General features: G+C 71.0%; 20 protein-coding genes. 7 read left to right on the top strand and 13 right to left on the bottom strand.

The features are described 5' to 3' along the window. Positions 1–93: 93 nt before the first annotated feature. Positions 94–714 (top strand): Rv1733c family protein, encoded by a 621-nt coding sequence (locus tag L0P92_RS27085; protein ID WP_234765634.1) that lies wholly within the window; start codon positions 94–96, stop codon positions 712–714. Positions 715–776: 62 nt separating this feature from the next. Here L0P92_RS27085 and L0P92_RS27080 read toward each other — a convergent pair whose 3' ends face one another. The 9 genes from L0P92_RS27080 to L0P92_RS27040 form a co-directional block, all read right to left on the bottom strand. Further along, the gene (locus tag L0P92_RS27080; protein ID WP_234765633.1) at positions 777–1,601 is read right to left on the bottom strand and encodes an ABC transporter ATP-binding protein; all 825 of its coding nucleotides are present in this window, start codon (positions 1,599–1,601) and stop codon (positions 777–779) included. Beyond that, positions 1,601–3,454 (bottom strand): ATP-binding cassette domain-containing protein, encoded by a 1,854-nt coding sequence (locus L0P92_RS27075; protein WP_234765632.1) that lies wholly within the window; start codon positions 3,452–3,454, stop codon positions 1,601–1,603. Before L0P92_RS27075 ends, L0P92_RS27080 begins: the two co-directional genes overlap by 1 nt. After that, positions 3,444–4,475, bottom strand: coding sequence for an ABC transporter permease (locus tag L0P92_RS27070; RefSeq protein WP_234765631.1), 1,032 nt, complete (start codon positions 4,473–4,475; stop codon positions 3,444–3,446). The genes L0P92_RS27075 and L0P92_RS27070 overlap by 11 nt, the downstream gene beginning before the upstream one ends. Then, the gene (locus tag L0P92_RS27065; RefSeq protein ID WP_234765630.1) at positions 4,472–5,902 is read right to left on the bottom strand and encodes an amidase; all 1,431 of its coding nucleotides are present in this window, start codon (positions 5,900–5,902) and stop codon (positions 4,472–4,474) included. The genes L0P92_RS27070 and L0P92_RS27065 overlap by 4 nt, the downstream gene beginning before the upstream one ends. A 77-nt stretch (positions 5,903–5,979) precedes the next feature. Continuing rightward, entirely contained in the window at positions 5,980–7,560 is a 1,581-nt protein-coding gene (locus L0P92_RS27060; protein WP_234765629.1) for an ABC transporter substrate-binding protein, read from the bottom strand. 274 nt (positions 7,561–7,834) lie between these two features. Then, the gene (locus tag L0P92_RS27055; RefSeq protein ID WP_234765628.1) at positions 7,835–8,518 is read right to left on the bottom strand and encodes a TetR/AcrR family transcriptional regulator; all 684 of its coding nucleotides are present in this window, start codon (positions 8,516–8,518) and stop codon (positions 7,835–7,837) included. A 160-nt stretch (positions 8,519–8,678) separates the two neighbouring features. Further along, on the bottom strand, positions 8,679–11,648 hold the full coding sequence (locus L0P92_RS27050; protein WP_234765627.1) for an aminotransferase: 2,970 nt from the start codon (positions 11,646–11,648) through the stop codon (positions 8,679–8,681). Between the two features lie 53 nt (positions 11,649–11,701). Then, positions 11,702–12,142 carry an Lrp/AsnC family transcriptional regulator gene (locus tag L0P92_RS27045; protein ID WP_234765626.1) on the bottom strand — a complete coding sequence of 147 codons (441 nt, stop codon included), beginning with the start codon at positions 12,140–12,142 and terminating at the stop codon, positions 11,702–11,704. A 220-nt stretch (positions 12,143–12,362) separates the two neighbouring features. Further along, the gene (locus tag L0P92_RS27040) at positions 12,363–12,785 is read right to left on the bottom strand and encodes a YjbQ family protein (protein ID WP_234765625.1); all 423 of its coding nucleotides are present in this window, start codon (positions 12,783–12,785) and stop codon (positions 12,363–12,365) included. 135 nt (positions 12,786–12,920) lie between these two features. Between L0P92_RS27040 and L0P92_RS45785 the strand changes: the two genes are divergently transcribed. From L0P92_RS45785 to L0P92_RS27020, 5 genes are all read left to right on the top strand, one after another. Next, complete coding sequence (locus L0P92_RS45785) at positions 12,921–13,004, top strand: putative leader peptide (protein WP_313884353.1); 84 nt, start codon at positions 12,921–12,923, stop codon at positions 13,002–13,004. A gap of 122 nt (positions 13,005–13,126) precedes the next feature. Next, entirely contained in the window at positions 13,127–14,008 is an 882-nt protein-coding gene (locus L0P92_RS27035; protein WP_234765624.1) for an ABC transporter permease, read from the top strand. Next, complete coding sequence (locus L0P92_RS27030) at positions 13,981–14,781, top strand: ABC transporter ATP-binding protein (RefSeq protein ID WP_234765623.1); 801 nt, start codon at positions 13,981–13,983, stop codon at positions 14,779–14,781. Before L0P92_RS27035 ends, L0P92_RS27030 begins: the two co-directional genes overlap by 28 nt. A 150-nt stretch (positions 14,782–14,931) precedes the next feature. Then, positions 14,932–15,957 (top strand): ABC transporter substrate-binding protein, encoded by a 1,026-nt coding sequence (locus tag L0P92_RS27025; RefSeq protein WP_234765622.1) that lies wholly within the window; start codon positions 14,932–14,934, stop codon positions 15,955–15,957. Between the two features lie 45 nt (positions 15,958–16,002). Then, a complete protein-coding gene (locus tag L0P92_RS27020; protein WP_234765621.1) occupies positions 16,003–17,130 on the top strand; it encodes an NAD(P)-binding domain-containing protein in 1,128 nt (375 codons plus the stop codon). 90 nt (positions 17,131–17,220) lie between these two features. Here L0P92_RS27020 and mltG read toward each other — a convergent pair whose 3' ends face one another. Then, entirely contained in the window at positions 17,221–18,075 is an 855-nt protein-coding gene (gene mltG, locus L0P92_RS27015) for an endolytic transglycosylase MltG (protein WP_234765620.1), read from the bottom strand. Positions 18,076–18,168: 93 nt separating this feature from the next. Continuing rightward, positions 18,169–19,992 (bottom strand): ABC transporter ATP-binding protein, encoded by a 1,824-nt coding sequence (locus L0P92_RS27010; RefSeq protein WP_234765619.1) that lies wholly within the window; start codon positions 19,990–19,992, stop codon positions 18,169–18,171. Positions 19,993–20,086: 94 nt separating this feature from the next. Between L0P92_RS27010 and L0P92_RS27005 the strand changes: the two genes are divergently transcribed. Next, positions 20,087–20,536: a MarR family winged helix-turn-helix transcriptional regulator gene (locus L0P92_RS27005; protein WP_234765618.1), complete on the top strand. Its 450-nt coding sequence runs from the start codon at positions 20,087–20,089 to the stop codon at positions 20,534–20,536. A 107-nt stretch (positions 20,537–20,643) separates the two neighbouring features. On the opposite strand, the gene L0P92_RS27000 is transcribed toward L0P92_RS27005, so the two are convergent. Together L0P92_RS27000 and L0P92_RS26995 are read right to left on the bottom strand one after the other, a co-directional pair. Continuing rightward, on the bottom strand, positions 20,644–22,089 hold the full coding sequence (locus tag L0P92_RS27000; RefSeq protein WP_234765617.1) for a cation:dicarboxylate symporter family transporter: 1,446 nt from the start codon (positions 22,087–22,089) through the stop codon (positions 20,644–20,646). A 197-nt stretch (positions 22,090–22,286) separates the two neighbouring features. After that, positions 22,287–23,390: peptide-N4-asparagine amidase (locus tag L0P92_RS26995; RefSeq protein ID WP_234765616.1), on the bottom strand; the 1,104-nt coding region annotated here is incomplete at its 5' end.

Raw genomic sequence — 23,390 nt, 5'->3', positions numbered from 1 at the left:
CCCGTATCCGTCGGCACTCGGCACCCGCCCTGCCCCGCCCCGTATCCGGTCGGCACTGCGCACCCGCCGCGTCCACCGCCGAAGGGAGGACCCATGCCCGGCCGTACACCCCCGCCGCTGCCTCCGCGGGAGCTGCCCCGGGTCATGTTCTGGCGTCTGCGGCGCAACCCCCTGCGCCGCCGCAGCGACCTGGCCCAGGCGTGGATCGGCCTCGGTCTGGCGCTGGCGGTGTCGGCGGGCACTCCCCTCGCGATGTTCCTGGCCGGCGACGCCGCCCACCGCCACTACGCCCGCGCCGCCCAGCACCAGGCCGCGACACGCCACCACACCACAGCCGTCCTCGTCGAGGACGCCCCGCGCCACCCCGAACCGGGCTCGGCCGAAGCGAGGAAGACCCGTTACCCGACCGAGGTCCGCTTCACCGACCCCGACGGCGACATCCACACCGCCGAGACCGATGTCCAGCCCGCCCTGCCCAAGGGCAGCTCCATCCGCGTATGGGCCGACACCGACGGAAGGATCACCGACCCGCCCCTGACGACCGGCCAGGTCCGCAACCACGCCATGGGCTCGGCCATCATCGCCGCCCTCGGCGTCCACGCCGCCGCGGCCGCCACCTACAGCACGGCGGCCCGCGTCATCCAGCGCCGCAACCTCGCCGCCTGGGACACCGCGTGGGCCGAGACGGCCCCTCGCTGGAGCACGTCTCCCTAGCCGATCGCGCCGGTGACATCGACAGCACCGGCACGGCCGGAAGCCGCATCGCCCCGGTCGATTCACGCCGTGGCCGGCTCGTCGTCGAGGCGGAACCTCGGGTCGCCCGGGACGGACGCGAGGAGTTGAGCGGTGTACGGGTGGTTCGGCTCGGCGAAGGTGGCTCCGGTCGGGCCGAGTTCGACGAGGTTCCCGTGCAGCAGGACCGCGACCGTGTCGCTCACGTGCCGGACGACGGCGAGGTCGTGCGAGATGAACAGCATCGTCAGCGAGAGCCGGCGGCGCAGATCGGCGAGCAGGTTGAGGATCTCGGCCTGGGTCGTCAGGTCGAGGGCCGAAGTGATCTCGTCGGCGATGACGAACCGGGGGCGCGGCGCGAGGGCCCGTGCGATGGCCAGCCGCTGCCGTTGGCCGCCGGAGAACTCGTGCGGGTAGCGGTCCATGGTGCCCGGGTCGAGGCTCACCTGGCTGAGCAGCTCGGCGATCCGGATCCGGGCTGGTCTGACCCTGGCCCGGATCGGATCGAGTGCCTCGGCGAGCGACTGGGCGACGGTGCGCCGCGGGTCGAACGAGGAGTACGGGTCCTGCGGGATCATCTGGACCGTCGCGGCTCCCGCCCGTCCGCGCGAGGGTCGCAGCGGGACGCCGTCCACGAGGATCCGGCCGCTCGACGGCCGGTGAACGCCGACGAGGGTTCGCGCTAGCGTCGTCTTGCCCGAACCGGACTCTCCGACGAGTGCGAGAGTGCTGCCCCGCGGGATGTCGAACGAGATCCCCTTGAGCACCCTGCGGGCAGCGGTGCCGTGGCCGAGCTCGACGGTGAGGTCCTCGACGCGCAGCAGCGGGGTGGCCGCCTGCGGGTCGGGTGCGGAGGCGGAGGCGGACATCAGCGGCTCCCTTCTGCGGCCGGGGGGCGGTCCGCGGCTTTGTCAGACAGGTCGTCGGAAAGGTCGTCCGGCGGCGCCCCGCTCGGCTGCGCCGCGTGCGCGTCGGCCGTCCACCGGACGGCGCTGAGGGTTCCACCGGCCTCGACCGCGGCGGGCGTCGCCGCGAGCAACGCGCGGGTGTACGGGTGGGTGACCGTCCCCCGGCGCAGGTCGCCGCCCGTCGTCCGGTCGACGACCCGGCCGCCGTGGAGCACCAGGACGGTGTCGCAGAGCACGCCGACCACGCCGATGTCGTGCGAGATGAACAGCATCGCCGTGCCGTGCTCGCGGTTGATGCGCCGGAACTGCCGCAGCACCTCCGCCTGGACGGTGACATCGAGGGCCGTCGTCGGTTCGTCGGCGATGAGCAGCCGCGGGTTCGTCGTCATCGCGGAGGCGATCGAGGCGCGCTGGAGCATGCCGCCGCTCAGCTCGTGCGGATGCTGGCGCAGCCGTCGGTCCGGCTCGGTGACGTGGATGTCGGCCAGGGCGCGGACCATGTCCTGCGCGGCCCGGCGCCGGGGCGTCCCCAGATGCACCCTGGCCACCTCGGTGAGCTGGGTGCCGAGCCTCAGCGCGGGGTTGAACGTGCCGATCGGGTCCTGGTAGACGATGCCGATCTCGGTCGCGAGGCGTCGCTCCGGCGGTGTTCCGAGCAGGTCGAGGTCGCCGAGGGCGAGGTGCGACGCGTTCGTCCGCACGCCCTCGGGGAGCAGGCCCGCGACCGCCATGGCGATGGTGGACTTGCCAGAGCCCGACTCCCCGACGAGGCCGACGATCTGGCCGGCGCCGATGGTGAACGACACGTCGTCGACGAGTGTCCGGTCGTCGGCCCGCACAGTCAGCCCGGCTACGGTCAGCAGGCCGTCCGGCTCCGTGCCTGGGGCTGCCCCCGCACCGCCCGACGCCTGAGGCGCCCGAGTCGCCTTTGCCTGGGCGGCCTGTCCCGCCGCGTCCGCCGTCTTGGCCGGCGCGGGCGCCGTGCCGCGGGTCCGCGGGTCGACGAGCGAGGCCACGCCGTCTCCGAGGAGCATGGCGCCCACACCGGTGACGATGAGCATGATCGACGGAGCGAGGACGACCGACGGCTGGGCGAAGATCGACGGCAGCGCCTCGTTGAGCAGCCGGCCCCAGTCGTACTGCGGGCTCTGCACACCGAGGCCGACGAACGACAGACTGCTGATGTCGAGCAGGGACAGGGTGAAGCTGGAACTGAGGAGGACCAGCAGCGGCCCGCTGATGTTCGGCAGGACGTGCCGGCCCAGGATGCGCAGGCCGGGGACGCCGAGCAGGCGCGCGGTGAGGACGTAGTCCTTGTCGGCGACGGTCGCGGCGAGGTTCGCCGTCAACCGTGCGAACCCGGGGACGCCGGCGACGGCGATGGCGACGATCGCGGACCCCGTGCCCGGTCCGAGCACCGCCGCGATGACGAGGGCGAGCACGAGCGAGGGGAAGGCCACGGCCGAGTCGATGAGCCGCAGACAGGTCTCGCGCAGCCACCCGGGGGCCAGGTGGACCAGCGCGCCGATCGCGACGCCGACGACGAACGAGGCGGCGGTGGCGGCGGCTGCCATGAGCAGGGTGAGCCGGGTCGCGACGAGCGCCCGGGCGAGGACGTCACGGCCGAAGGCGTCGGTGCCGAGGAGATGTTCGGCACCGGGCCCGAGCCGGGCGTCGTCGGTGAGGGTCTCGGCGGAACCGCTCAGCAGCGGCGGGGCCACGAGGGCCACGACGACGAGCAGTCCGAGGATCACGGCGCCGGACAGCAGCGACGGGTTGCGGCGCCATGGGCGCACGGGCGCGTCAGTGGCCACGACGACCTCCCTCAAGGGTGCGGGGGTCGACGATCCCGAGAACGACGTCGACGAGGAGGTTGACGAGCAGGGCGAGCATGCCGACGACGAGGATGATGCCCTGGATGACCGGATAGTCCTTGTAAATGATCGCCTGGACGACCTCGGTGCCGAGCCCTGGGTAGGTGAAGACGTTCTCCAGGATGATCGTCCCGCCGAGCAGGGACGTGAGGACGAGACCGCTCAGGGTGAGGACACTCGTCACGAGGTTGGGCAGCGCGTGGCGGAGGTGGAGACGCACGGATCCCAGGCGGTGGCCGCGCGCGGTCCTCATATAGTCCTGGGCGAGCACCGAGGCCGTCTCCTGCCGGACGACCCGGGCGATGGCGAAGGCCGGGCCGACGCAGAGCGCGGCGATCGGCAGGACGAGCGCGCTCGGTGTCGTGGCACCGCCGGACGGCAGCAGCCCGAGGCTGATCGAGAACAGGACGATGAGGAGGGTCGCGACGACGTAGACCGGTGCCGACGCGAGGAGACCTGCGACCGTGCCGAAGCCGACGCCGAGCCGGCGGCGGCGTCCGTCACGGGTGAGGACACCGACGGCCATGCCCAGCGGGACGGCGATGACCAGGGAGAGCAGGACGGCCGGGATGACGAGTTGGACGGTGTAGGGCAACCGGGTCGCGACGATGTCCGCGACCGGGGTGTCGAACCGGAACGAGGTGCCGAGCCGCCCGGACGCGATGTCGCCGAGGTAGTGGACGAACCGCGTCGCCAACGGCTCGTCGAGGCCCAGCCGTTCGCGTATCGCCGCGAGCGTGGCCGGGGACGAGTTGGTGCCGGCGATGGCGCGGGCCGGGTCCCCGGGCAGCAGAGGCACGATGAGGAACGTCACGAGGACGAGCAGCAGCATGGACATCAGCAGCCCGCCCGCCCGGCGTACGGCGAACCCGGCCCAGCCCCCGCCCAGCCGCAGCCGGGGAACGCGCCGGACGGGTGCGGCAGGCACCGGCCCGGCCGGGACCGCGGACCCGGCGCTCACAGCGCCGCCCCCGTGAGCGCCGCGTCGTCCGGGTGCCGCTCGTGCCAGCGGAACCGCGGTTCGAGCTGGGCGGACAGGCGCAGCAGCGTCGCCTCGTCGTAGGGGGCGCCGACGAGTTGCGCACCGACCGGCAGTCCGTCCGCGGTCGTGTGGACGGGCAGCGAGATGGCGGGCAGCCCGGCGATGTTGGCGAACGCGGTGAACGAGACCATCCGGGTCTCGGTGTGCCGCGGACCGTCCGGATCGGAGTTCGCCTCGTCGTACACGGGGCCGACCGGCGGTGCCACGACCGCCGTGGTCGGGGTGAGGAGGACGTCGAAGTCCCTGCCCCACTGGGCGACCACCTCGCGTGACTCGGCCTGCAGGCGCGCCGCCGTCCGGGCGTAGTCGCCCGCGGTGACTTCGAGGGCGGTTTCCCGGCGGCGCCGGATGTAGGGGTCCACCGCGTCGGGGTCGTCGACCTCGATGGCGTAGGTGGAGGCACTGATGATCGTCCAGGTGAAGCCCATGATCGCCTCGTACGAGAACATCCTCGGACGGGCCTCGACGACCTCGTGCCCCAGGTCGCGCAGTGCCTGCGCGGCTGTCAGCGCCGCCGTGCGGCACTCCTCGTCGACCGGCAGCCCGGTCGGTGTGTCGAGGAGCAGGCCGATCCGCAGCCGCCCGGGATCGGCACCGACCTCCTCGATGTACGGGCGGCCCGGTTCGGGCGCGCTGTACCAGGCGAGCCGGTCGGGACGGCCCATGACGTCGAGCATGAGGGCCGCGTCGCGCACGGTGCGGGTGATCGCGCCTTCGGTCGTCGAGTGTTCCCAGCCCCGGACGAACGCGGGCACGCGTCCCCGGCTCGGCTTGAGGCCCACGAGGCCGGTGACGGACGCCGGGACCCGGATCGATCCGCCGCCGTCGGAGGCGTGTGCCACCGGGGCGAGCCCGGCCGCGACGGCCGCCGACGCGCCGCCGCTCGACCCGCCGGAGGTGTGCGCCGGGTTCCACGGATTGCGCGTCTTGCCGTGCCGGGCGTTCTCGGAGACGGTCAGCGCGCCGAACTCCGGCGAGTTCGTCCGGCCGAGGGGGATCGCGCCGGCGTCGAGGAGGAGCTGGATGTCGGGGTCCGTGACCGTCCGCGGGGTGTCCCGGACTGCCAACGAGGACATCGTGTTGGGTTGTCCCGCGACGGAGTTGAGGTCCTTGATGGGGACGGGGACGCCATGCAGCGGGCCGAGCGGATCGCCGCGCAGCACCGCCTGCTCGGCCCGGACGGCCGCCGCGCGCACGGCGTCGGCGTCGAGCCAGACGACGGCGTTGACGGCGGGGTTGATCCGCTCGATGCGGTCGAGGTAGGTCTCGGCCACCTCCACCGGGCTGACCTCTTTCGTGCGCACGAGGTCGGCGATCTGCTGGGCGGTGCTGAATGGGTCGATCACCAGGGGGCTCCTGTCGGAGAGGTGCGAGGGTCTTGGTGCGCCGCGTGTGGGCGATCTGTCCGTAAGCCGGTGATCCGTCAGCCGGTAATGCGCAGGATCGGGTCGTCGAGCGAGCCGCCGAGCATCCGCGCGCTGAATCCCTTGCGCAGTGCGTAGATGAACGGGTCGTTGACCAGCGGCACCGCGTCCACCTGCGAGATCAGGGCCTTCGCGGCCTTCTGGTAGGCGGCGCAGCGGGCCCCTTCGGTCGTCGCCTCGGCCCCCTGGGCGAAGGCCTTGTTCAACGCGGGGTTCTTCACCGCGCCGAGGTTGCCGCCGCCTTCGGGGACGGTCGGGCCCACGAAGTGGCCGAGCGGGCCCGCGAGGCTGCCGAGGAAGTTGAGGTCGGCGAAGACGGTGACGTCCCAGGCGTCGGGCTTGCCGAACACGGTCCCGACCCAGGCCCCGACGTCGACGTTGGCGAGGGTGACGTCCGCGCCCGCGGCCCGCAGCGCCTCCTGGATGTACTGGTTTCCGGCGCCGGCGGGCCCGACGATCTGGGGGCCGACGAGGCGGATCTTCTTGCCCTTGAGCACGCCGGCCGCCGCGGCTTTGTCCGTCGGTACGAGGAAGGAGGAGCCGGGGTCGTTGCAGGGGATGCCCTTCTGCACGAACATCGTCGACGGCTCACCCGTGTCCTTCGAGACGACCTTGGTGAAGGCGGCGCGGTCGACGGCCTGGGCGACTGCCCGGCGGGTGGCGACGTCCGCGAAGACGGTGCCGGGTCGTTCGTTGAAGAGCAGGTAGAAGTCGGAGAACCGGCTGATGCTCACACTGTTGCCGCCCACGCCGTCGAAGCGCGGGATGCCGGAGGCGTCGATCTTGCCGATGTCGAGCTGGCCGCTTGTGACGAGGTTGCCGGTCGCGGTCGGGTCGGGCGAGACCAGGTACTCCATCGTCGCGGCGACCTTGCCGGGAATCTTCGTGCGCCAGGCCGGCCATGCCTTGTACTCCGGGCGAAGCCTGTAGGAGTACGAGACGCCGGACTGGGACTTCTCAAGAAGGTACGGGCCGGACTGGGAGCCCTTGGCCTTACCGGCGGCGAGGGCCTTGAGGTCCCCCAGTCCCGCCGGGCAGACGATGCCCGTGCTCGCGACCGACAGGCCGGTGACCATGTCGCCCCACGGCCTGGCGAGCGTGATCTTCACCGTCCGCGCCGCGTCGTCGGCGGTCACCTTCACCGTGTTGCCGGGGCCGAAGACCGTGGGGAGATCGGGCGCCGCCGCCTTCGGGTCGATGTAGCGGTCGAGGGAGCCCTTGACGACCGTCGGCGTGATCGGCGTTCCGTCGGCGCAGGTCGCGTCGGCGCGCAGGGTGAACGTGGCCGAGGTCGGCGTGTTCTTCCACTCGGTGGCGAGCCCGCCGACGAGCCCGCCGTCGTCCTTGCGCACGAGGGTGTCGTAACTGTTCCGGGCGAGCTGGTAGTCCGGCAGGGACAGAGCCTTGGCCGGGTCGAAGCCGGCCGGCACGTCGATCGTCGTCCGGATCTTCGTCGCGGTTGCGGAATCGCCGCCGCTCGGGTTTCCGGACGTCGATCCCGTGGTGGTGCAGCCGGCGAGTACGGCCGTCATGGCGACGGCCGCGGTCACAGGGACCGCGCGGGTACGGGTCTGGCGCATGGGTGCTCCTGGAGAGGGGTGTCGCGCTCTGCGCAGGTCGCAAGGGTTCGGGCGGGACGAGCGCGAGCGGTTCGGGTGGAGGCGGTGCGCGCGGAGCTCGGTGGACGCCGCTTGGCAGCGAGCCGTGGAGCACTCGGTGGGGAGAGGATGCCGCCAAGTGAACGGCGTAGTCAATAGCGTTAACTATCTTTGCGCGCGCCACCCCTGCCGCCGATTCCGGCCGCGAGAACGCTGCTGGGCGGCGGCCCCGAGGAGTCCCGAAGAGTGACGCGTGTCAGTCGCGCGGGAGCGTCGCCGCCTCCGCCTCGAGGGCCGCGAGGAGGATGTCCGTCTGCCGCTGGAAGACCTCGGTCATGTCGACGCTGCGCAGGTGCTCCTTCGCCGCCTCGGCGTAGGGGTACGCGTCAGGATCCGCCGGCTGGTACTCCTGCACCCAGTTCACCTCGGCGCCGAACCGCTGGTTGACGAGCCGCCAGGCGTTGTTGCTCGCCATGGAGAGGATGAAGTTCGAGAACGCCTGGTAGTGCAGGACGGCCGCCCGGCCGCGCCAGCCGCCGCGGTGGAACGCTTCCAGGACGGCGTCGACGGCGCGCAACTCGTGCACGCCCCGGGTGACTCTCCCCATGCAGAGCGCGGCGGCCGCCGGGTGGTCCAGCGCGGTGTTCCAGGCACGGATCGCCAGGTCCCGCAGCGACTCGGTCCACGACTCGTGGGGCTCGTACCCCTCGAGGGAGATCCTGTCGAGTTCCTCCGCGACGGCGATCATGATGTGGTCGCGACTCGCGAAGTGCCGGTAGACCGCGGTTGCGGAGGAGGACAGTTCCTTGCCGAGTCGCTGGAAGGTCAGCGCGTCCGGCCCGTCGTCGTCGAGGATCCGCAGCGCGGTCCCCACGATGAGCCCCTGGGAAAGGGTTCCCCGCTGGAGCCGCTTCGTCGACCGGCCTCCGGCAACTGCCACGCCAACGCCTCCCTCGGACGGACGGCGAGCAATCGCCGCCGCAGCCTGCGCCTCCTTACCGGCGACAAGGAAACCAGCCTAAGCGACTGGTGTTGAGCGGATCGTCCTGGGCCCCGTCACCGGAGTGCCGGCGGCGCCACAGCGCGGTCGGCGCGCGGCGTCAGCAGGAGTGGCCGAGTTGGGTGAGGGCCAGGTCGAGCGTGTCGGCGAAGAAGTCGGCTGCGGCGGTGTCGATGCACAGCGGTGGCTTGATCTTGAGGATGTTGAGGTGATCCCCGGTGGGCTGGACGATCACGCCGAGGTCGAGCATGCGGTCGCAGAGTTCGGCGGTCTCTTCTGTAGCGGGCTCCAGGCCGACGCGGTCCCGGACGAGTTCGAGGCCGAGGTAGAGGCCCGAGCCGTGGACGGCGCCGATGATGCCGTAGCGGTCGGCCAGTGCCTCCAGCCGGCTTTTCAGATGGCCGCCGACGCGCACCGCGTTGCCCTGGAGGTCTTCGTCGCGCAGGGTGTCCAGGACGGTGAGGCCCACGATGCTGGAGACGGGGCTCCCGCCGGTGGAGGAGAAGAAGTAGCCCTGGTCGCGGTACCGGTCCGCGACCGCCTTGGACGTGATGACGGCGCCAAGGGGATGTCCGTTGCCCATGGCCTTGGCGACACAGACGACGTCGGGGACGACCTGCTGCTGCTCGAAGCCCCAGAACCAGTGTCCCAGGCGGCCGTATCCGACCTGGACCTCGTCGGCGACGGCCAGGCCGCCGTGACGCCGTACTGCCTCGTACACCTGGGCGAGATAACCGTCGGGAAGGGCGACTCCTCCGGCGTTGCCGTAGAAGGTCTCGCCGATGAATGCTCCCGCCGGGCGGCCGGCGGCGGCCAGTTCGTCGATCACCGCAACGGCCTCGGGTGCGTAGCGCACGGCATCCGGCCCGCGGTGGCGGCCGCGGTAGGAGTTGGGCGAGTCCACGGTGTGCACCCAGCTCGGGCGGGTGGCCAGGGCGTTCGGGTTGTCCTGGAGCGAGGTGGAGACCGCGTCGGAGGCGTACGTCCAGCCGTGATACGCCTCGCGCAGCGCGACGACGTCGCGTCGGCCGGAGGCCCCGATGGCCAGGCGAAGGCCCAGATCCACCGCTTCCGAACCGGAGTTGACGAGGAACACCGTGTCCAGCGGGTCGGGGAGGAGGGCGGCGAGGCGCTCGGTGAACTCCACCACGGAGGCGTAGTGGAAGCGCGAGTTGGTGTTGAGCCGCCGCAGCTGCCGGGAGACCGCCTGCTCGACGCGGGGGTGGGCGTGGCCGAGTGGGGTGACGTTGTTGACGATGTCGAGGTACGACCGGCCGTCGGTGGACAGCAGATGGTGACGCCAGCCGCGTTCGATACGCGGAGGGTTGGCGTAGTAGTGCTCCTGCACGGTGGCGAACGCGGCGGCACGCCGGTCGAGTAGATCCCTCTCGCCCGTACGGTCGGAGTCGGCCGGCAGGCCGAGGAGCGGGGCGGGATCGGCGGTGAGGGCGAGCCAGCCAGCGGCGTACTCGGGACGGACCAGGCGCGGGACAGCGGGGCCGTCGGCGTCGCGCAGCGCGACGCGGACCGAGGCACCGGAGGTGAGGTGGGCGATGTCCTCGCCCACCTGCACCGTCGCACCGGTGGTGACCACGGGCTGGACCTCGCGGGGGAAGGACAGCGACAACGTCTGCGCGCCGTAGGTGAGTTCCACGTGGCCCGGCGCCGCGGCGAGGACCTTCCCCGCGGCGGGCGCCTGCACCACGGCGTCCCGGCTGAGCCAGAGGTCGATTCCGGTGGGCACCGTGGCGGTGGACATCGCCGACAGCGCGGGTGTCCCAGTGAGTCGCGCATGGGCGTACCTGGTGGCGACGGCGGCCGCTCCGTCCGCGAGCGCGGAGGTCACCAGCCGGGCCTCGATGCCGGCGTCCGTCCAGGCTCCGTGGTCCATGGAATCGGCGTCGGTGGCCAGGTCGAGGAGGGTGATGTCGTCGGCGCCGAGGTCCCGCAGGAGAGGGCGCACCGGCGCATCGGCCTGTGCGGTCCGGGCAGGCGCGTCGGCCATGCCGGTCGCGTCCCTGATGAGGCGGGTCATCACCGGCAGGGGCAGCGAGGTGGCTTGTTCGAATATGCGCCATTCGCGGTCGAGCGCTGCCTTGGCGTAGGCGTTGTCCTCGTCCACGGCGGCCTGGTGCCGCCCGCTGGCCACCAGGACGGCGGCGCGCAGCACCACGAGCGGCCACACCGCCTCGGCTTCCTCAGGGGAGAGCGGCCGGACGGCATGGAAGGCGCGGACGGCCGACAGCACGTGGTGAGGCTCGATGCCGTCGTGGTGAAGCATCGAGGACAGTGACACGGCGAGTTCGCCGACCGCCCAGCTTGTGGTCACGTCACCGAAGTCGATGACCCCGTCCGGCATGGGCGGACGGCTGTCGGGACAGCGGATCAGATTGTCGTCGGTGAGGTCCAGGTGCACGGCCTGCGACGGCAACGCGGCGGCGAGCTTCTGGACATGTGCCCAGGCCTCGGCGGTCGTGGTCTGGACGGCGGTGCGCCGGTCGGGTTCGTCGATGTGCCCGGCGAGCTTGGCGACGACGCGATCGGCGTGCTGCGGGTCCCACTGAAGCACGCGGTCCAGGCCCGGGTGCCGGAAGTCGCGCAGGGCGGTGCTGACCTTTGCGGCGATCGTGCCCATGCCCGCCACGGTGCCCGGGGACAGGTGCCGTGGGCCCGAGAGCGTGCCGCCGGGCAGGTGGCGCAGCAGGCGCGCGACGGCCGGACCGTTCTCGGTGTCCACCGTCGTGCGCCGCGGGGAACCGTCGGGGCGGCGCAGGACCGTGGCGATGCGCAGTTCCGGGCGAGCCGAGGCGATCAGGTCGGCTGCCGCGTCCTGCGCGTCGATCTCCACAGTGCCGAAAGCGGGGTTGGCGACCTTCAGAATCGCAGCGGGCGTCCCGTCGTCGGCGTGCAGCAGGAAGTTGGCGTCCTGCTGGCTGCCCAGCGCCTGCGCGCGAGCCGTGATGCCGAGGTGTTCGGCAGCGATGAGCTCGGCCTCGGCCGGCGCGATGCGGGGTGCGGGAAGGGCGTCCTTGGCGAAGAAGTCGATCGTGCGGTGCTCGTCGGGCAGCATGCGGGGTCCCTCGGCTCGTGCGGGCGATCAGGGCTCGAACGCGCTCGGATGCCTCAGTCGACGTGCCACAGAAAGCGGTGCGTGTGAATCGCGAAGTAGGGGAAGTTCTCCACGGATGCGACACCCTCGACGGGCCGCACGACGTCGTTGATGAAGTCCAGAAGGTCCTGCGGCTGAGGACACACCACCTCAGCGAACAGGTCGAAGCCGCCGGCCGTCAGGACCGTGTACACGACTTCGTCGTGCCGGGACAGCTCATCGGCGACCGCCCGGGGATCGCCGTCGATGCGCAGGCCCAGGAGTGCCATCGTCTGCCGGCCCATGGTCATCGGGTCGGTCACTCCGACGACCTGGACGGCCTTGGTGTCGATCAGCCGCTGCAGCCGGAGCCTCGCCGCCGAGGGTGACAACCCCACCTTCGGGCCCAGATCCGCGTAAGGGATCCGGCCGTCGACCTGCAGCTCCCGCAGGATGGCCCGGTCGATGTCGTCCATGCGGCACATCCCCTTCCTACGGAAACAGCAAATGCTGCGCCTGTTTCAAGCACAATGCCGGACCGTCACGCTCGATTCAAGTGTGACGACGATGGAATCGAGCGAATCGAGTGTGCTGGTTCCCTTGACTCTCGCGACGCCCGAGAGAAGTAGCGTTGCCACGCCGATCCCCGCGGCCTCAATCCGGCCCCGACAGACGTCGCCGCTGCTCGCACCCTCGTCACGCAAGGAACGACAACCGCACCTGCCGACGAGGATTGTCCTTGTTCGTGTCCACCAGGCACACCGACTGCCACGTGCCGAGCTCCAGCCGGCCGTCCAGGACCGGCAGTGTCGCGTGGGGCGGGACGATGGCCGGGAGGACGTGGTCGCGGCCGTGGCCGGGGCTGCCGTGGCGGTGCTGCCAGCGGTCGTCGGCGGGCAGGAGGGTGTGCAGGGCGGCCAGGAGGTCGTCGTCGCTGCCGGCGCCCGTTTCGATGACAGCGACGCCGGCCGTGGCGTGCGGGACGAAGATGTTCAGCAGACCGTCGCGGCCCGCGGCCACCTCCCGCAGGAAGGCCTCGCAGTCGCGGGTGAGGTCCACGACCCGCTCCGAGGAGCCGGAGGCGATGTTCAGGACTCGGGTAGTGAAGGCGTCTGACATGCCCTCCATCCTCGCCCATGCACCCGGAGTTCACATGTGAGGGCACGGCCCGGTGAGGGGCGAGCGGTGATACGCGAGGTCCACTTCGCGAGACGCCGTTGACCGTGGACGCGCCATCTGGCTACTTTCAGCGGCATGTTGCGTTCAGCCCTGCTCACCACGCGCGGTCACATCGACCTGCTGCGGGTGGCCTCCGCCGCGTGTCGCCGCGGCCGCTGACGCCCACCTTCTCTCTTCACCGACGCTTCCTCCGCGCACCCGCACGGTCCTGTCCTGTCCTGACGTGACCCGGCGGCGCTGACACGCGTTTCCGTCGAAGCTCATCGCCCCCTGGAGCACTCATGAGCATCAGCCATGCCCCACCCAGCTCTCCCGAGGCGGATATTTCCCTTAAATCCGGCCCTGAGAACCCGACCACCGTCGATGTCGTCCCCCTCCTCCCCTCCTCCTCCCGCCGCACCCGCGTCCCGCGCTGGCTGCGCCGCACCACCGGCCCCGTCCTGCTGCTCCTCCTGTGGCAACTGCTCAGCAGCACAGGCGCGTTGACCGCCGACGTGCTCGCCTCACCGGGCCGTATCGCGCAGGTCGGCGGCGATCTGATCGCCGACGGCTCGCTGACCTCGGCCATGGGGACGTCCCTGCAGCGCGTCGCCGCCGGGCTGGCGCTCGGCACGCTCGTCGGAACCGGACTCGCGCTTGTCTCGGGCCTGTTCCGGGTCGGCGAGGACCTCGTGGACGCGCCCGTGCAGATGTTGCGGACCGTGCCCTTCGTCGGGCTCATCCCGCTGTTCATCATCTGGTTCGGCATCGGCGAGGCACCCAAGGTCGCCATCATCACGCTCGGCGTGACGTTCCCGCTGTACCTCAACGTCTACGCCGGAATCCGCGGTGTGGACGCCCAGTTGATCGAGGCCGGGGAGTCGCTGGGGCTGTCCAGGTGGGGGCTCGTGCGGCACGTGGTGCTGCCCGGCGCGCTGCCGGGCGCCCTGACCGGTCTGCGCTACTCGCTCGGCATCGCCTGGCTGGCGCTGGTCTTCGCCGAGCAGGTCAACGCCGACTCCGGCATCGGGTTCCTCATGGTGCAGGCGCGGGACTTCCTGCGGACCGACGTGATCGTGGTCTGCCTGATCGTCTACGCCTTCCTCGGCCTGCTCGCCGACTTCATCGTCCGCTCCCTCGAAAGGCTGCTGCTGCAATGGCGACCGACGTTCACCGGCCGGTGAGTTCCCGGACCGCGCAGGCCGGACAGGCCACGCAGGCCTCGCCTGCCGCCCATGCCGTACCTGTCCCTCAGGCCGTGCACGTCGACGGGCTGACCCGCTCCTTCGACGGTCGTGCCGTCATCGACCGGCTGCGACTCGACGTCCGACCGGGCGAGTTCGTCGCCCTCCTCGGCCGCAGTGGCTGCGGCAAGTCCACGCTGCTGCGCATCCTGGCCGGACTCGACCGTGACATCGAGGGCACCGTCCTCGTCCCGCGCCGCAAGGCCGTCGCCTTCCAGGCACCGCGGCTTATGCCGTGGAAGAAGGTCTGGCGGAACGTGGTGCTCGGCCTCCCCGGCAAGCCCGACCGTGCCGTGGCCGAGCGGGCGCTCAAGGAGGTCGGCCTGGACCACCGCACGGATGCCTGGCCCAAGACGCTCTCCGGCGGCGAGGCACAACGCGCCTCGCTCGCACGGGCGTTGGTGCGTGAGCCCGATCTGTTGCTGCTCGACGAGCCGTTCGGCGCGCTCGACGCGCTCACCCGGATCAAGGCCCAGCGTCTGGTGGGCGAGTTGTGGCAGCGGCGCGGCTGCGCGGTCCTGCTCGTCACCCACGACGTGGAGGAGGCCGTACTCCTCGCCGACCGTGTGCTGGTGATGGATGGCGGGGTCATCGCGCACGAACAGCGCGTCGATCTCGACCGGCCCCGCGACATCACCGACCCGCGGTTCGCCGAACTGCGCGCCGGACTGCTGGAGCGCCTGGGGGTCGACACCGCCGCCGAAGCCGCCTGAGACGCCTGGGCTGCGTGAGCTGAGTGAGCTGCGTGAGCCGCCTGAGCTGCCGCACGAAGAAGCCCCAGAGAAGACCCAAGAGAAGTCTCAGAGAAGTTCCCGAGTTCCAGAAAACCCCTCTCCCCCTCGGCTACACAGAACGGATCCGTCATGCGACGTCGCCTCGTCCCCGCCGCGCTGCTCCTCCCCCTGGCCCTGCTCCTGTCCGCCTGCGGAGGCAGCTCGTCGGCCTCGGCCGGCGGCGACACCGACGGTTCGGGGTCGCTGACCCTCAACGTCGGTGATCAGAAGGGCGGTTCGGAGGCCATCCTGCGGGCCGCCGGAGAGCTCAAGGGACTCGACTACCGGATCAAGTGGTCCACCTTCACCTCCGGCCCGCCGCTGCTGGAGGCCGTCAACGCCAAGGCCGTCGACATCGGCGGGGTCGGCAACACGCCGCCGGTCTTCGCGGCGGGGGCGGGGTCGAGGATCACGGTGGTGGCCGCCTGGCACGGGACCTCCAAGGGCGACACCATCCTCGTGCCGAACGACTCGAAGCTGAACGGGACCGCGCAGCTCAAGGGCAGGTCGGTCGCCGTGGCGCAGGGCTCCTCCGCCCACTACCAACTGGTCGCCTCCCTGAAGAAGGCGGGGCTGAGCCTGAGCGACGTGAAGGTCAAGTACCTCCAGCCGGCCGACGCGCTGGCCGCGTTCACCTCCGGCAAGGTCGACGCGTGGGCGGTCTGGGACCCGTACACCTCGCAGATCCTCAAGGGGAAGCAGGGCCGGGTGCTGACCACCGGCGACGGCATCACCAACGGGCTGACCTTCCAGGTGGCGGCGCCCGCCGCGCTGAAGGACAAGAAGAAGGCCGCCGCGATCAAGGACTATTTGGAGCGGCTGCGGCGGGCCTACACGTGGGTCTACACCCACGAGGACGAGTGGGCGAAGGTCTGGTCGAAGGAGACCGGGCTGCCCGAGGACGTGGCACTGGCCGCCGTGAAGCGGACGTACACCACCCGGATCGCGGTGGCCGTCGACAAGCCGCTCATCGCCTCCGAGCAGGAGATCGTCGACGCCTTCGCCGATCTGAAGCTGATCCCGAACAAGGTCGAGTTCGGCGGCTTCACCGACACCCGCTTCAACGGTGACCTCCCCCCGTCGACCACCGCGGCCCGTCCCTCGGAAGGTTCGTGACGGCCTCGGGGGAAGATCCGCGCACCTTCGGCGGTTAGTAGAAACGTGAACAACACCGAGGTGGTCGAAGCAGTCGACGTGGTCGTCATAGGCGCTGGTCAGGCAGGCCTCTCCAGCGCCTATCACCTGCGGCGCACCGGCTTCGAGCCGGACCGCGACTTCGTGGTGCTCGACCACTCCCCCGGTCCGGGCGGCGCCTGGCAGTTCCGGTGGCCGTCGTTGACGTACGGCAAGGTGCACGGGATGCACGCGCTGCCCGGCATGGAACTGACCGGCGCCGATCCCGAGCGGCCGTCGTCCGAGGTCATCGCGGCGTACTTCGACCGGTACGAGCGGACGTTCGACCTGCGTGTACGGCGCCCCGTCGACGTGCGTGCGGTGCGCGAGGGCCGGGACGGGCGGCTGCTCGTCGAGACCTCGGCGGGGGCCTGGTCGACGCGGGCACTGATCAACGCGACCGGCACCTGGGACCGGCCGTTCTGGCCGCGCTACCCCGGCCAGGAGACGTTCCGGGGGCGGCAGTTGCACACCGCCCAGTACCCCGGGCCGGAGGCGTTCGCCGGGCAGCGGGTCGTCGTGGTCGGCGGCGGGGCCTCCGGCACCCAGCACCTCCTGGAGATCGCCCGGTACGCGGCCGCCACGACGTGGGTCACACGGCGCCCGCCCGTGTTCCGCGAGGGCCCCTTCACCGAGGACGTGGGCCGCGCGGCCGTCGCGCTCGTCGAGGAACGGGTCCGCCAGGGGCTGCCGCCCAAGAGCGTCGTCTCGGTCACCGGACTGCCCCTGAACGACGCCGTCCGACAGGGTCTCGCGGACGGGGTCCTGGACCGGCAGCCCATGTTCGACCGAATCACCCCGACCGGCGTGGAGTGGCGGGACGGACGGCGCCTGGACGCCGACGTCATCCTGTGGGCGACCGGCTTCCGGGCTGCCATCGACCATCTGGCCCCGCTGCGGCTGCGCGAATCGGGCGGCGGCATCCGCGTCGAGGGAACGCGCGCGGTCGCCGACCCCCGCGTCCACCTGGTCGGCTACGGCCCGTCCGCCAGCACGATCGGCGCCAACCGAGCCGGGCGCGCGGCTGTGCGGGACATCAGGCGGTTGCTGGCGGGCATTCCGGAACCAGCACCGGAACCGGAGCCAGAGCCGGGGGTCGAATCGGTCGCCGCATGAGCTTGCGCCGGGAGTGAGCTGCCGGGAGCCGCCGGGCACGTGCTGCCCCCGAGGCGAGCGAGGCCTCCGCGGTGATGTCGCCCCCGTGGCTCACTTCGTCGGCTTCGGGGACGCCTTCCGCTGGGCCTTGTCGAAGTCGGCGACATTGCGCTGGTGTTCGGCGAAGTCGGCGGTGAAGCGGGTGTCGCCCGGCTTGACGGTGACGAAGTAGAGCCAGTCGCCCGCGGCCGGATTGATCGCGGCGCGCATCGCGTCCTCGCCCGGGTTGGCGATCGGCGTGGGCGGCAGGCCCATGCGCTGGTACGAGTTGTAAGGGCTCTCGATCCGCGTGTCGGCGTCGCTCGTCCTGAGCGTGCGGCGGTTCAGGGCGTAGTTGATGGTGGAGTCCATCTGCAACGGCATGCCGCGTTCGAGCCGGTTGTAGATGACCCGGGCCACCTTGCCCATGTCGGCCTTCCTGTCGGCCTCGGCCTGGACGATGCTCGCGATGGTGACCGCCTGATAGACGTTCATCGCGTTGCGCTGCGCGCCGGCCGCGATCGGGGCGCCGCTGAACTTCTGGTTGGCGGCGTCGACCATGGCCGACAGCAGGGAGTCCGGCGTCGCCTTCTTGCCGGCGCGCTCCAGCGGATACGTCGCCGGGAAGAGATAGCCCTCGGGGTTGCCGTCGGCGTCGTTGGGCAGTTTGAGGTCGAGCTTGCCGAGGGACTTCTTGGTGGACCCGGGCGGCAGGCTGAGGGCCTTGTCGACGGCCTCGTAGACCTGGCTCGCGCGCCAGCCCTCCGGGATGACGAGCGAGGTCGGCTTCGCCTCCTCGTCCTCGCCCAGACTCAGCAGCGGCACCGCCACGGCGGTGCCGGCCACGACGGCGCCGGCGGCGATCAGGGCGATACGACCCCGGCGCGTCAGTCGAATCGTGCTCCGTGACGGAGTGTTCATGTGCATGCGGGAACGGTAACCCGCACATGCTCACAAACCTGGCATAACGTCACCCCGTCGGCTCCGGTTGGACCTCACGGTGTCGGCTCCAGCTGGGCGTCACGGCGCCGGCTCCAATTGGGCGTCGCGGCGGACCAGCGCCGCATAGCGCCCGTCCCGCTCCAGCAACTCCTCGTGGGTACCGCGCTCCGCCACGGTCCCCGCGTCGAGCACCACGATCTGGTCGGCGCCCCGCACGGTGGACAGGCGGTGGGCGATGGTGACCGTGGTGCGGTTGGCGGACAGGGCGTCGATGGCTTCCTGGACGGCGTGTTCGGTACGGGTGTCCAGTGCGCTGGTCGCCTCGTCGAGGATCAACACCGGGGGGTCGCGCAGGATGGTGCGGGCGATGGCCAGGCGCTGCTTCTCACCGCCGGAGAAGCGGTGGCCTCGCTCGCCGACGACCGTGTCGTAGCCGTCGGGCAGGGCCGCGATGTGGTCGTGGATCTGGGCCGCCTTCGCCGCGGCGTGCAGTTCCTCGTCGGTGGCGGCCGGCTTGGCGAAGCGCAGGTTGTCGGCGACCGAGGCGTGGAAGAGGTACGTCTCCTGCGAGACGACGCCGACCGCGCGGGCGAGGGTGTCGAAGTCGAGGTCGCGCACGTCGACCCCGTCGAGGGTGACCCGGCCGCCGGTCACGTCGTACAGCCGCGGCACCAGATGGCCGAGCGTGGACTTCCCGGCGCCGGTCGGGCCGACGACCGCGAGGCTGCCGCCCGCGGGGACGGTGAGGTCGATGCCGTCGAGTATCGGGCGGCTCTTGCCGTCGTCGCCGCCGCCGTCGCCGTCGTAGCGGAACTCGACGTTCTCGAAGCGGACCTCGCCCTTGACGGTGTCGAGGTGGACGGGGTCCTCCCGCTCGGTGATGTCGATGGGCAGGTCGAGGTACTCGAAGATGCGCTGGAACAACGCGAGCGAGGCCTGGATCTGGACGCCGGTCGACAGCAGGCTGACGGCCGGGCGGAACAGGCCCTGCTGGAGCGAGACGAAGGCGACGATCGTGCCGATCGACACCTGCGGACCGCCGAGTTGGAGGGCCGTGCCCGCGGCCCAGTAGATGACGGCGGGCATCGCGGCCATGACGATGCCGATGACGGCCATGCGCCAGCGGCCGGCCATGTTCGACCGCACCTCGAGGTCGACCAGCCGCTCGGACTCGTCCGAGAACGCCGTGGTCAGCGAGTCGGAGCGGCCCATCGTACGGCCGAGCAGGATGCCGCTGACCGAGAGCGACTCGGTCACGGTGGCGGCCATCGCGGCCATCTGCTTCTGCCGCTGGGTGGTGATCTTCTTGCGTTCCTTGCCGACGCGACGGCTGATCCAGACGAAGAGCGGCAGCAGGAGCAGCGAGACGGCGGTCAGTCGCCAGTCGAGGGCGATCATCGCGACGACGGTGGCGACGACGCTGGTGAGGTTGGAGACCAGGGAGGTCGCGGTGGAGGTGACGGTGGCCTGCATGCCGCCGATGTCGTTGGCGATGCGGGACTGGACCTCGCCGGTGCGGGTGCGGGTGAAGAAGGCGAGCGACATGCGCTGGAGGCGCCCGTAGACGGCGGTGCGCAGGTCGTGCATGACGCGCTGGCCGACCGTCGTGGAGATCAGGGTCTGCAGGACGCCGAAGACGCCGGTCAGCATGGCGCTGAGGATCATGCCGAGCGCGAGCAGGCTGAGCAGGCCGGTGCGGCCCTCGGGGATGGCGACGTCCAGGATCGCCTTGAGGAGGAAGGGTGTGGCGACGCCGACCAGCGAGGAGGCGCCGACCAGGAGGCCGACGACGGCCAGGCGTCCGCGGTAGGGACGGAAGAGTCTGAGGATGCGGCGCACCTGCCGGGGCTGGTTCCGGTCCTCGGCGGGTGGCGTCGATGCGGGCTGGTTGTCGGGGTGCATGAGCTCCTACGGGAGGTGTGGCGATACGGCTTGACGGAGCTTAGCTCATTGTTACCTATGCTCACAATGAATGTGGTCCTGATATTGTTCCCGCATGACCACGCCCGATCCCGACGGTCCGCTCGCCGAGCAGCTGCTGCGCTTCACCCGCCGGGTGCACCGGATCCAGAAACGTCACCTGCTGGAGCGCGACCTGGGGGTCACCCCGGCCCAGTCACGCCTGCTGCGCACCCTCGCGCACTATGACTCCCCGCCCCGGATGGCCGACCTCGCCGAGCGCCTGGAGGTGGTCCCGCGCGCTGTGACGACACTGGTCGACGGGCTGGAGGCGAGCGGGAAGGTGCGGCGGGTGCCGGATCCGACGAACCGGCGGGTGATCCGGATAGAGCTCACCGACGAGGGGCGGGGGGCGCTGCGGGAACTCCACGGTGCGCGCCGGTCGGCGGCGGAGGAGATCCTGGCGCCGCTGACGGACGAACAGCGGGACGTGCTGGGCGAGTTGCTGGACGCGCTGATCGACGGGACCGCTGAGCGGCGCTGCTGAGGGCCGGCCCGTGCCGCCGCGCGCCGAGCGGCGGCCGTCCGGACCGAACGGCCGCGGCCACCGCTCCGTGTCGCTGGAGCGGTGGCCGCGGCCCTTGCTGCTGAAGGTCAGCCGGTCTCGGAGGCTGTCTCCTTGCCCGTCTGCACCGGTACGGCGACAGGCTCCTCGGGCTTCTTGAGCTCCGCCTTCTCCTTCGCGGGCTCCGCCTTCTCCTTGGCGGGCTCCGCCTCCGGTTCGTCGTCGTCCAGGTGGACCACCATCTCGCCGTCCAGGACCTTCTTCGCCCGTTCGCGGTCCAGCGCGCCCTCCCAGCGCGAGACCGCGAAGACCGCGACGCAGTTGCCGAGCAGGTTGGTGACGACGCGCATCGAGTCCATGATGCGGTCGACGCCGAGCAGCAGAGCGACGGCTCCGGCCGGGATCGCGCCCAGCGAGGAGGCGGTCGCGGACAGGGCGAGGAACGCCGAACCGGGGATGCCCGCCATGCCCTTGCTGGTCAGCATCAGCACCAGGATGACGGTGATCTGCTGGCTGAGGCTGAGGTCCACTCCCACGGCCTGGGCGATGAACAGCGTGCCGATGGACAGGTAGAGCGAGGCGCCGTCGAGGTTGAAGGAGTAGCCCGTCGGCAGCACCAGACCCACGGCGTCGTCGCGGGCGCCCGCCTTGCGCAGCTTCTGCATCACACGCGGCAGGACGGACTCGGTGGAGGCGGTGCCGAGCGCGAGCAGCATCTCCTCACGGATGTAGCGCAGGAACTTCCACAGGCTGAGCCCGGTGACCACCTTCAGGGCGATGGCCAGCAGCGCGATGAAGAGCGCGGCGGCCGCGTAGCACAGGATGATCAGCTTGCCGTACGTCTCGATGACGCCGAGGCCGTAGTTGCCGATCAGGACGGCCATCGCACCGAACACGGCGATCGGGGCCAGCCGCATGACGAAGCCGACGATCGCGAAGATGATCTCCTGGGCCTGCTCGATGGCCGGCAGCACCTTCGGCACCTTGGTGTGGCCGAGGTGCAACAGCGCGGCGCCCACCAGACAGGCCAGGATGAGCACCTGGAGCAGGGAGTTCTCGGCGAAGGCGCCGATGAAAGAGGTCGGAATCGCCTCGAGGACGAACTGGGTCGTCGAGGGCAGGTGCCCGCCGCCGGTCTTCGCGTCGACCGCCGAGGCGTCGAGCGTGGACGGGTCGACGTTCATCCCCGACCCGGGCTGGACGACGTTGGCCGCGAGGAGGCCGATGACCAGCGCGAGCGTGCTCGCGACCTCGAACCAGATCAGGGCCTTCAGTCCGATCCGGCCGAACGCCTTCAGATCACCGGCCTTGGCGATGCCGACGACGACCACGCAGAACACGAGCGGGGAGATGATCGTCTTGATGAGCCGGATGAAACCGTCGCCGAGCGGCTGGAGATCCGCGGCGAAGCCGGGCCACAACTTCCCGACGACGATTCCGAGTACGAGCGCGCAGGCGACCTGCGCGAACAGAGAGGTACGCAGCATGCGTGCGACGCGTCGCGGCAGGGACGGTGACGGTACGGACGGCGGCACGGGCACTCCTTGGGGACGGTGACACACAGAAGCCATGGGGCGACGGGGGACTTCTGCCATACGGAAAGCGGATTCCGTGCCGATCACTTTGCGGGTGATGTTGGTCCCGCACAAGACCCCTGTGTTGCATCCGTGTAAATCGCGCCCCGAGTGACGCATCGCACACGACTCGCCTCAGCAGCGCCGCGATCCCCGCTTCAGCAGCCGGTGCGGTCCTCGGTGAGCACCCCCTGAACGCTGGTGAGGGAGCGGTCGTAGCAGCCCTCCGCGCCGCCCGCGCCCGCCGAGCCGTCCGCACCCTTATAGCCACCCGCGCCCTTCGAGCCGTACAGCCGATAGCGCTCGCTCGTCGTGCCGACCGCGTGCCGCTGGTCGCGTGGCACGTTCAACGTCCATGAGGCGTCGCCCTCGACGGTGTCGTCGAGCCACGACCACGCGATCCGCCGTCCGGCCCGGGTCGTGTCGACCGCGGCACGGTCACCGAGGGTCAGCACGGTGCGCAGTCGGTCGCCCGCGCCGATCGTGATCGAGCCGTCCATCGTGTACGTCCGCTGGGTGCGGGTCGTGCGGGCGGGTCCGCGTCCGTCGACGGTGACGGACTGGTCGTCCTTCCAGGTGGCGTCGAGTGCGTCCAGGTTCTCGCCGTCGGTCCAGCGGTGCGCGGAGCTGTTCGCGAGCGACCGGCGGACAGTGGTCGTCACCCGGCCGTGCGAGGTGTCGACGTAACCGGCGACGGTCAGCCGGTGACCACCCTCGGTGTCCACCCGGTGCTCCGAACCGGGCGTGTACGTCGAGGAGTTGGCGAGGTCGCCGACCTTGTGCTCGGTGAGCCGCCCGGTGACGTGCGCGCTCTTCGCGTCCTGCCAGACCAGGACGTTCACGGGTGCACTCCAGCCGCTCTGCCCCTCCGGGACGCCGACGACGGAGACCTCGACGCGGTGCGGGCGGCCGTCGTTGAGGAGGCCGGCGAACGGTGTCAGGTCGTATTCGATCGGCTTGACGTCGAAGGCGCGCGGCCCCGGAGTGACGTACCAGAGGAAGGGGTTGGACCAGCCGCCCGTCCAGACGTGCGGGAACGGCGCGGCGATTCCGGCCAGTTGGCCGTCGACCTCGATCTGCACCTCGCGGTAGGGGCCGTCGCCGGCCTTGCAGGAGTAGGGCGCCGGGTCGGGCGCGGACAGATACCAGAACTCCTCGCAGCCGCCGCCGGATCCGGTGGCGTACACCTCGGCGACGATGCGTTCGCTGTTGCGCGGGGTGGTGACGGTGCCGTCCTGGAGGGTGAGGACACGGTCGGGGGT

The organism is Streptomyces muensis, assembly GCF_021474425.1.
Lineage (GTDB): Bacteria > Actinomycetota > Actinomycetes > Streptomycetales > Streptomycetaceae > Streptomyces > Streptomyces muensis.
The sequence above is the reverse complement of the archived record's forward strand: the minus strand, read 5'-3'. Positions and strand labels throughout refer to the sequence as shown.

Excerpts from the sequence above, each read along its gene's own strand:
- L0P92_RS27035 (WP_234765624.1), top strand. The coding sequence starts at position 13,127 with ATGAGCATCAGCCATGCCCCACCCAGCTCTCCCGAGGCGGATATTTCC.
- L0P92_RS27060 (WP_234765629.1), bottom strand. The coding sequence starts at position 7,560 with ATGCGCCAGACCCGTACCCGCGCGGTCCCTGTGACCGCGGCCGTCGCC.
- L0P92_RS27045 (WP_234765626.1), bottom strand. The coding sequence starts at position 12,142 with ATGGACGACATCGACCGGGCCATCCTGCGGGAGCTGCAGGTCGACGGC.
- mltG (WP_234765620.1), bottom strand. The coding sequence starts at position 18,075 with ATGCACATGAACACTCCGTCACGGAGCACGATTCGACTGACGCGCCGG.
- L0P92_RS27005 (WP_234765618.1), top strand. The coding sequence starts at position 20,087 with ATGACCACGCCCGATCCCGACGGTCCGCTCGCCGAGCAGCTGCTGCGC.
- L0P92_RS27030 (WP_234765623.1), top strand. The coding sequence starts at position 13,981 with ATGGCGACCGACGTTCACCGGCCGGTGAGTTCCCGGACCGCGCAGGCC.
- L0P92_RS27025 (WP_234765622.1), top strand. The coding sequence starts at position 14,932 with ATGCGACGTCGCCTCGTCCCCGCCGCGCTGCTCCTCCCCCTGGCCCTG.
- L0P92_RS27010 (WP_234765619.1), bottom strand. The coding sequence starts at position 19,992 with ATGCACCCCGACAACCAGCCCGCATCGACGCCACCCGCCGAGGACCGG.
- L0P92_RS27050 (WP_234765627.1), bottom strand. The coding sequence starts at position 11,648 with ATGCTGCCCGACGAGCACCGCACGATCGACTTCTTCGCCAAGGACGCC.
- L0P92_RS27085 (WP_234765634.1), top strand. The coding sequence starts at position 94 with ATGCCCGGCCGTACACCCCCGCCGCTGCCTCCGCGGGAGCTGCCCCGG.
- L0P92_RS27040 (WP_234765625.1), bottom strand. The coding sequence starts at position 12,785 with ATGTCAGACGCCTTCACTACCCGAGTCCTGAACATCGCCTCCGGCTCC.
- L0P92_RS45785 (WP_313884353.1), top strand. The coding sequence starts at position 12,921 with ATGTTGCGTTCAGCCCTGCTCACCACGCGCGGTCACATCGACCTGCTG.
- L0P92_RS27080 (WP_234765633.1), bottom strand. The coding sequence starts at position 1,601 with ATGTCCGCCTCCGCCTCCGCACCCGACCCGCAGGCGGCCACCCCGCTG.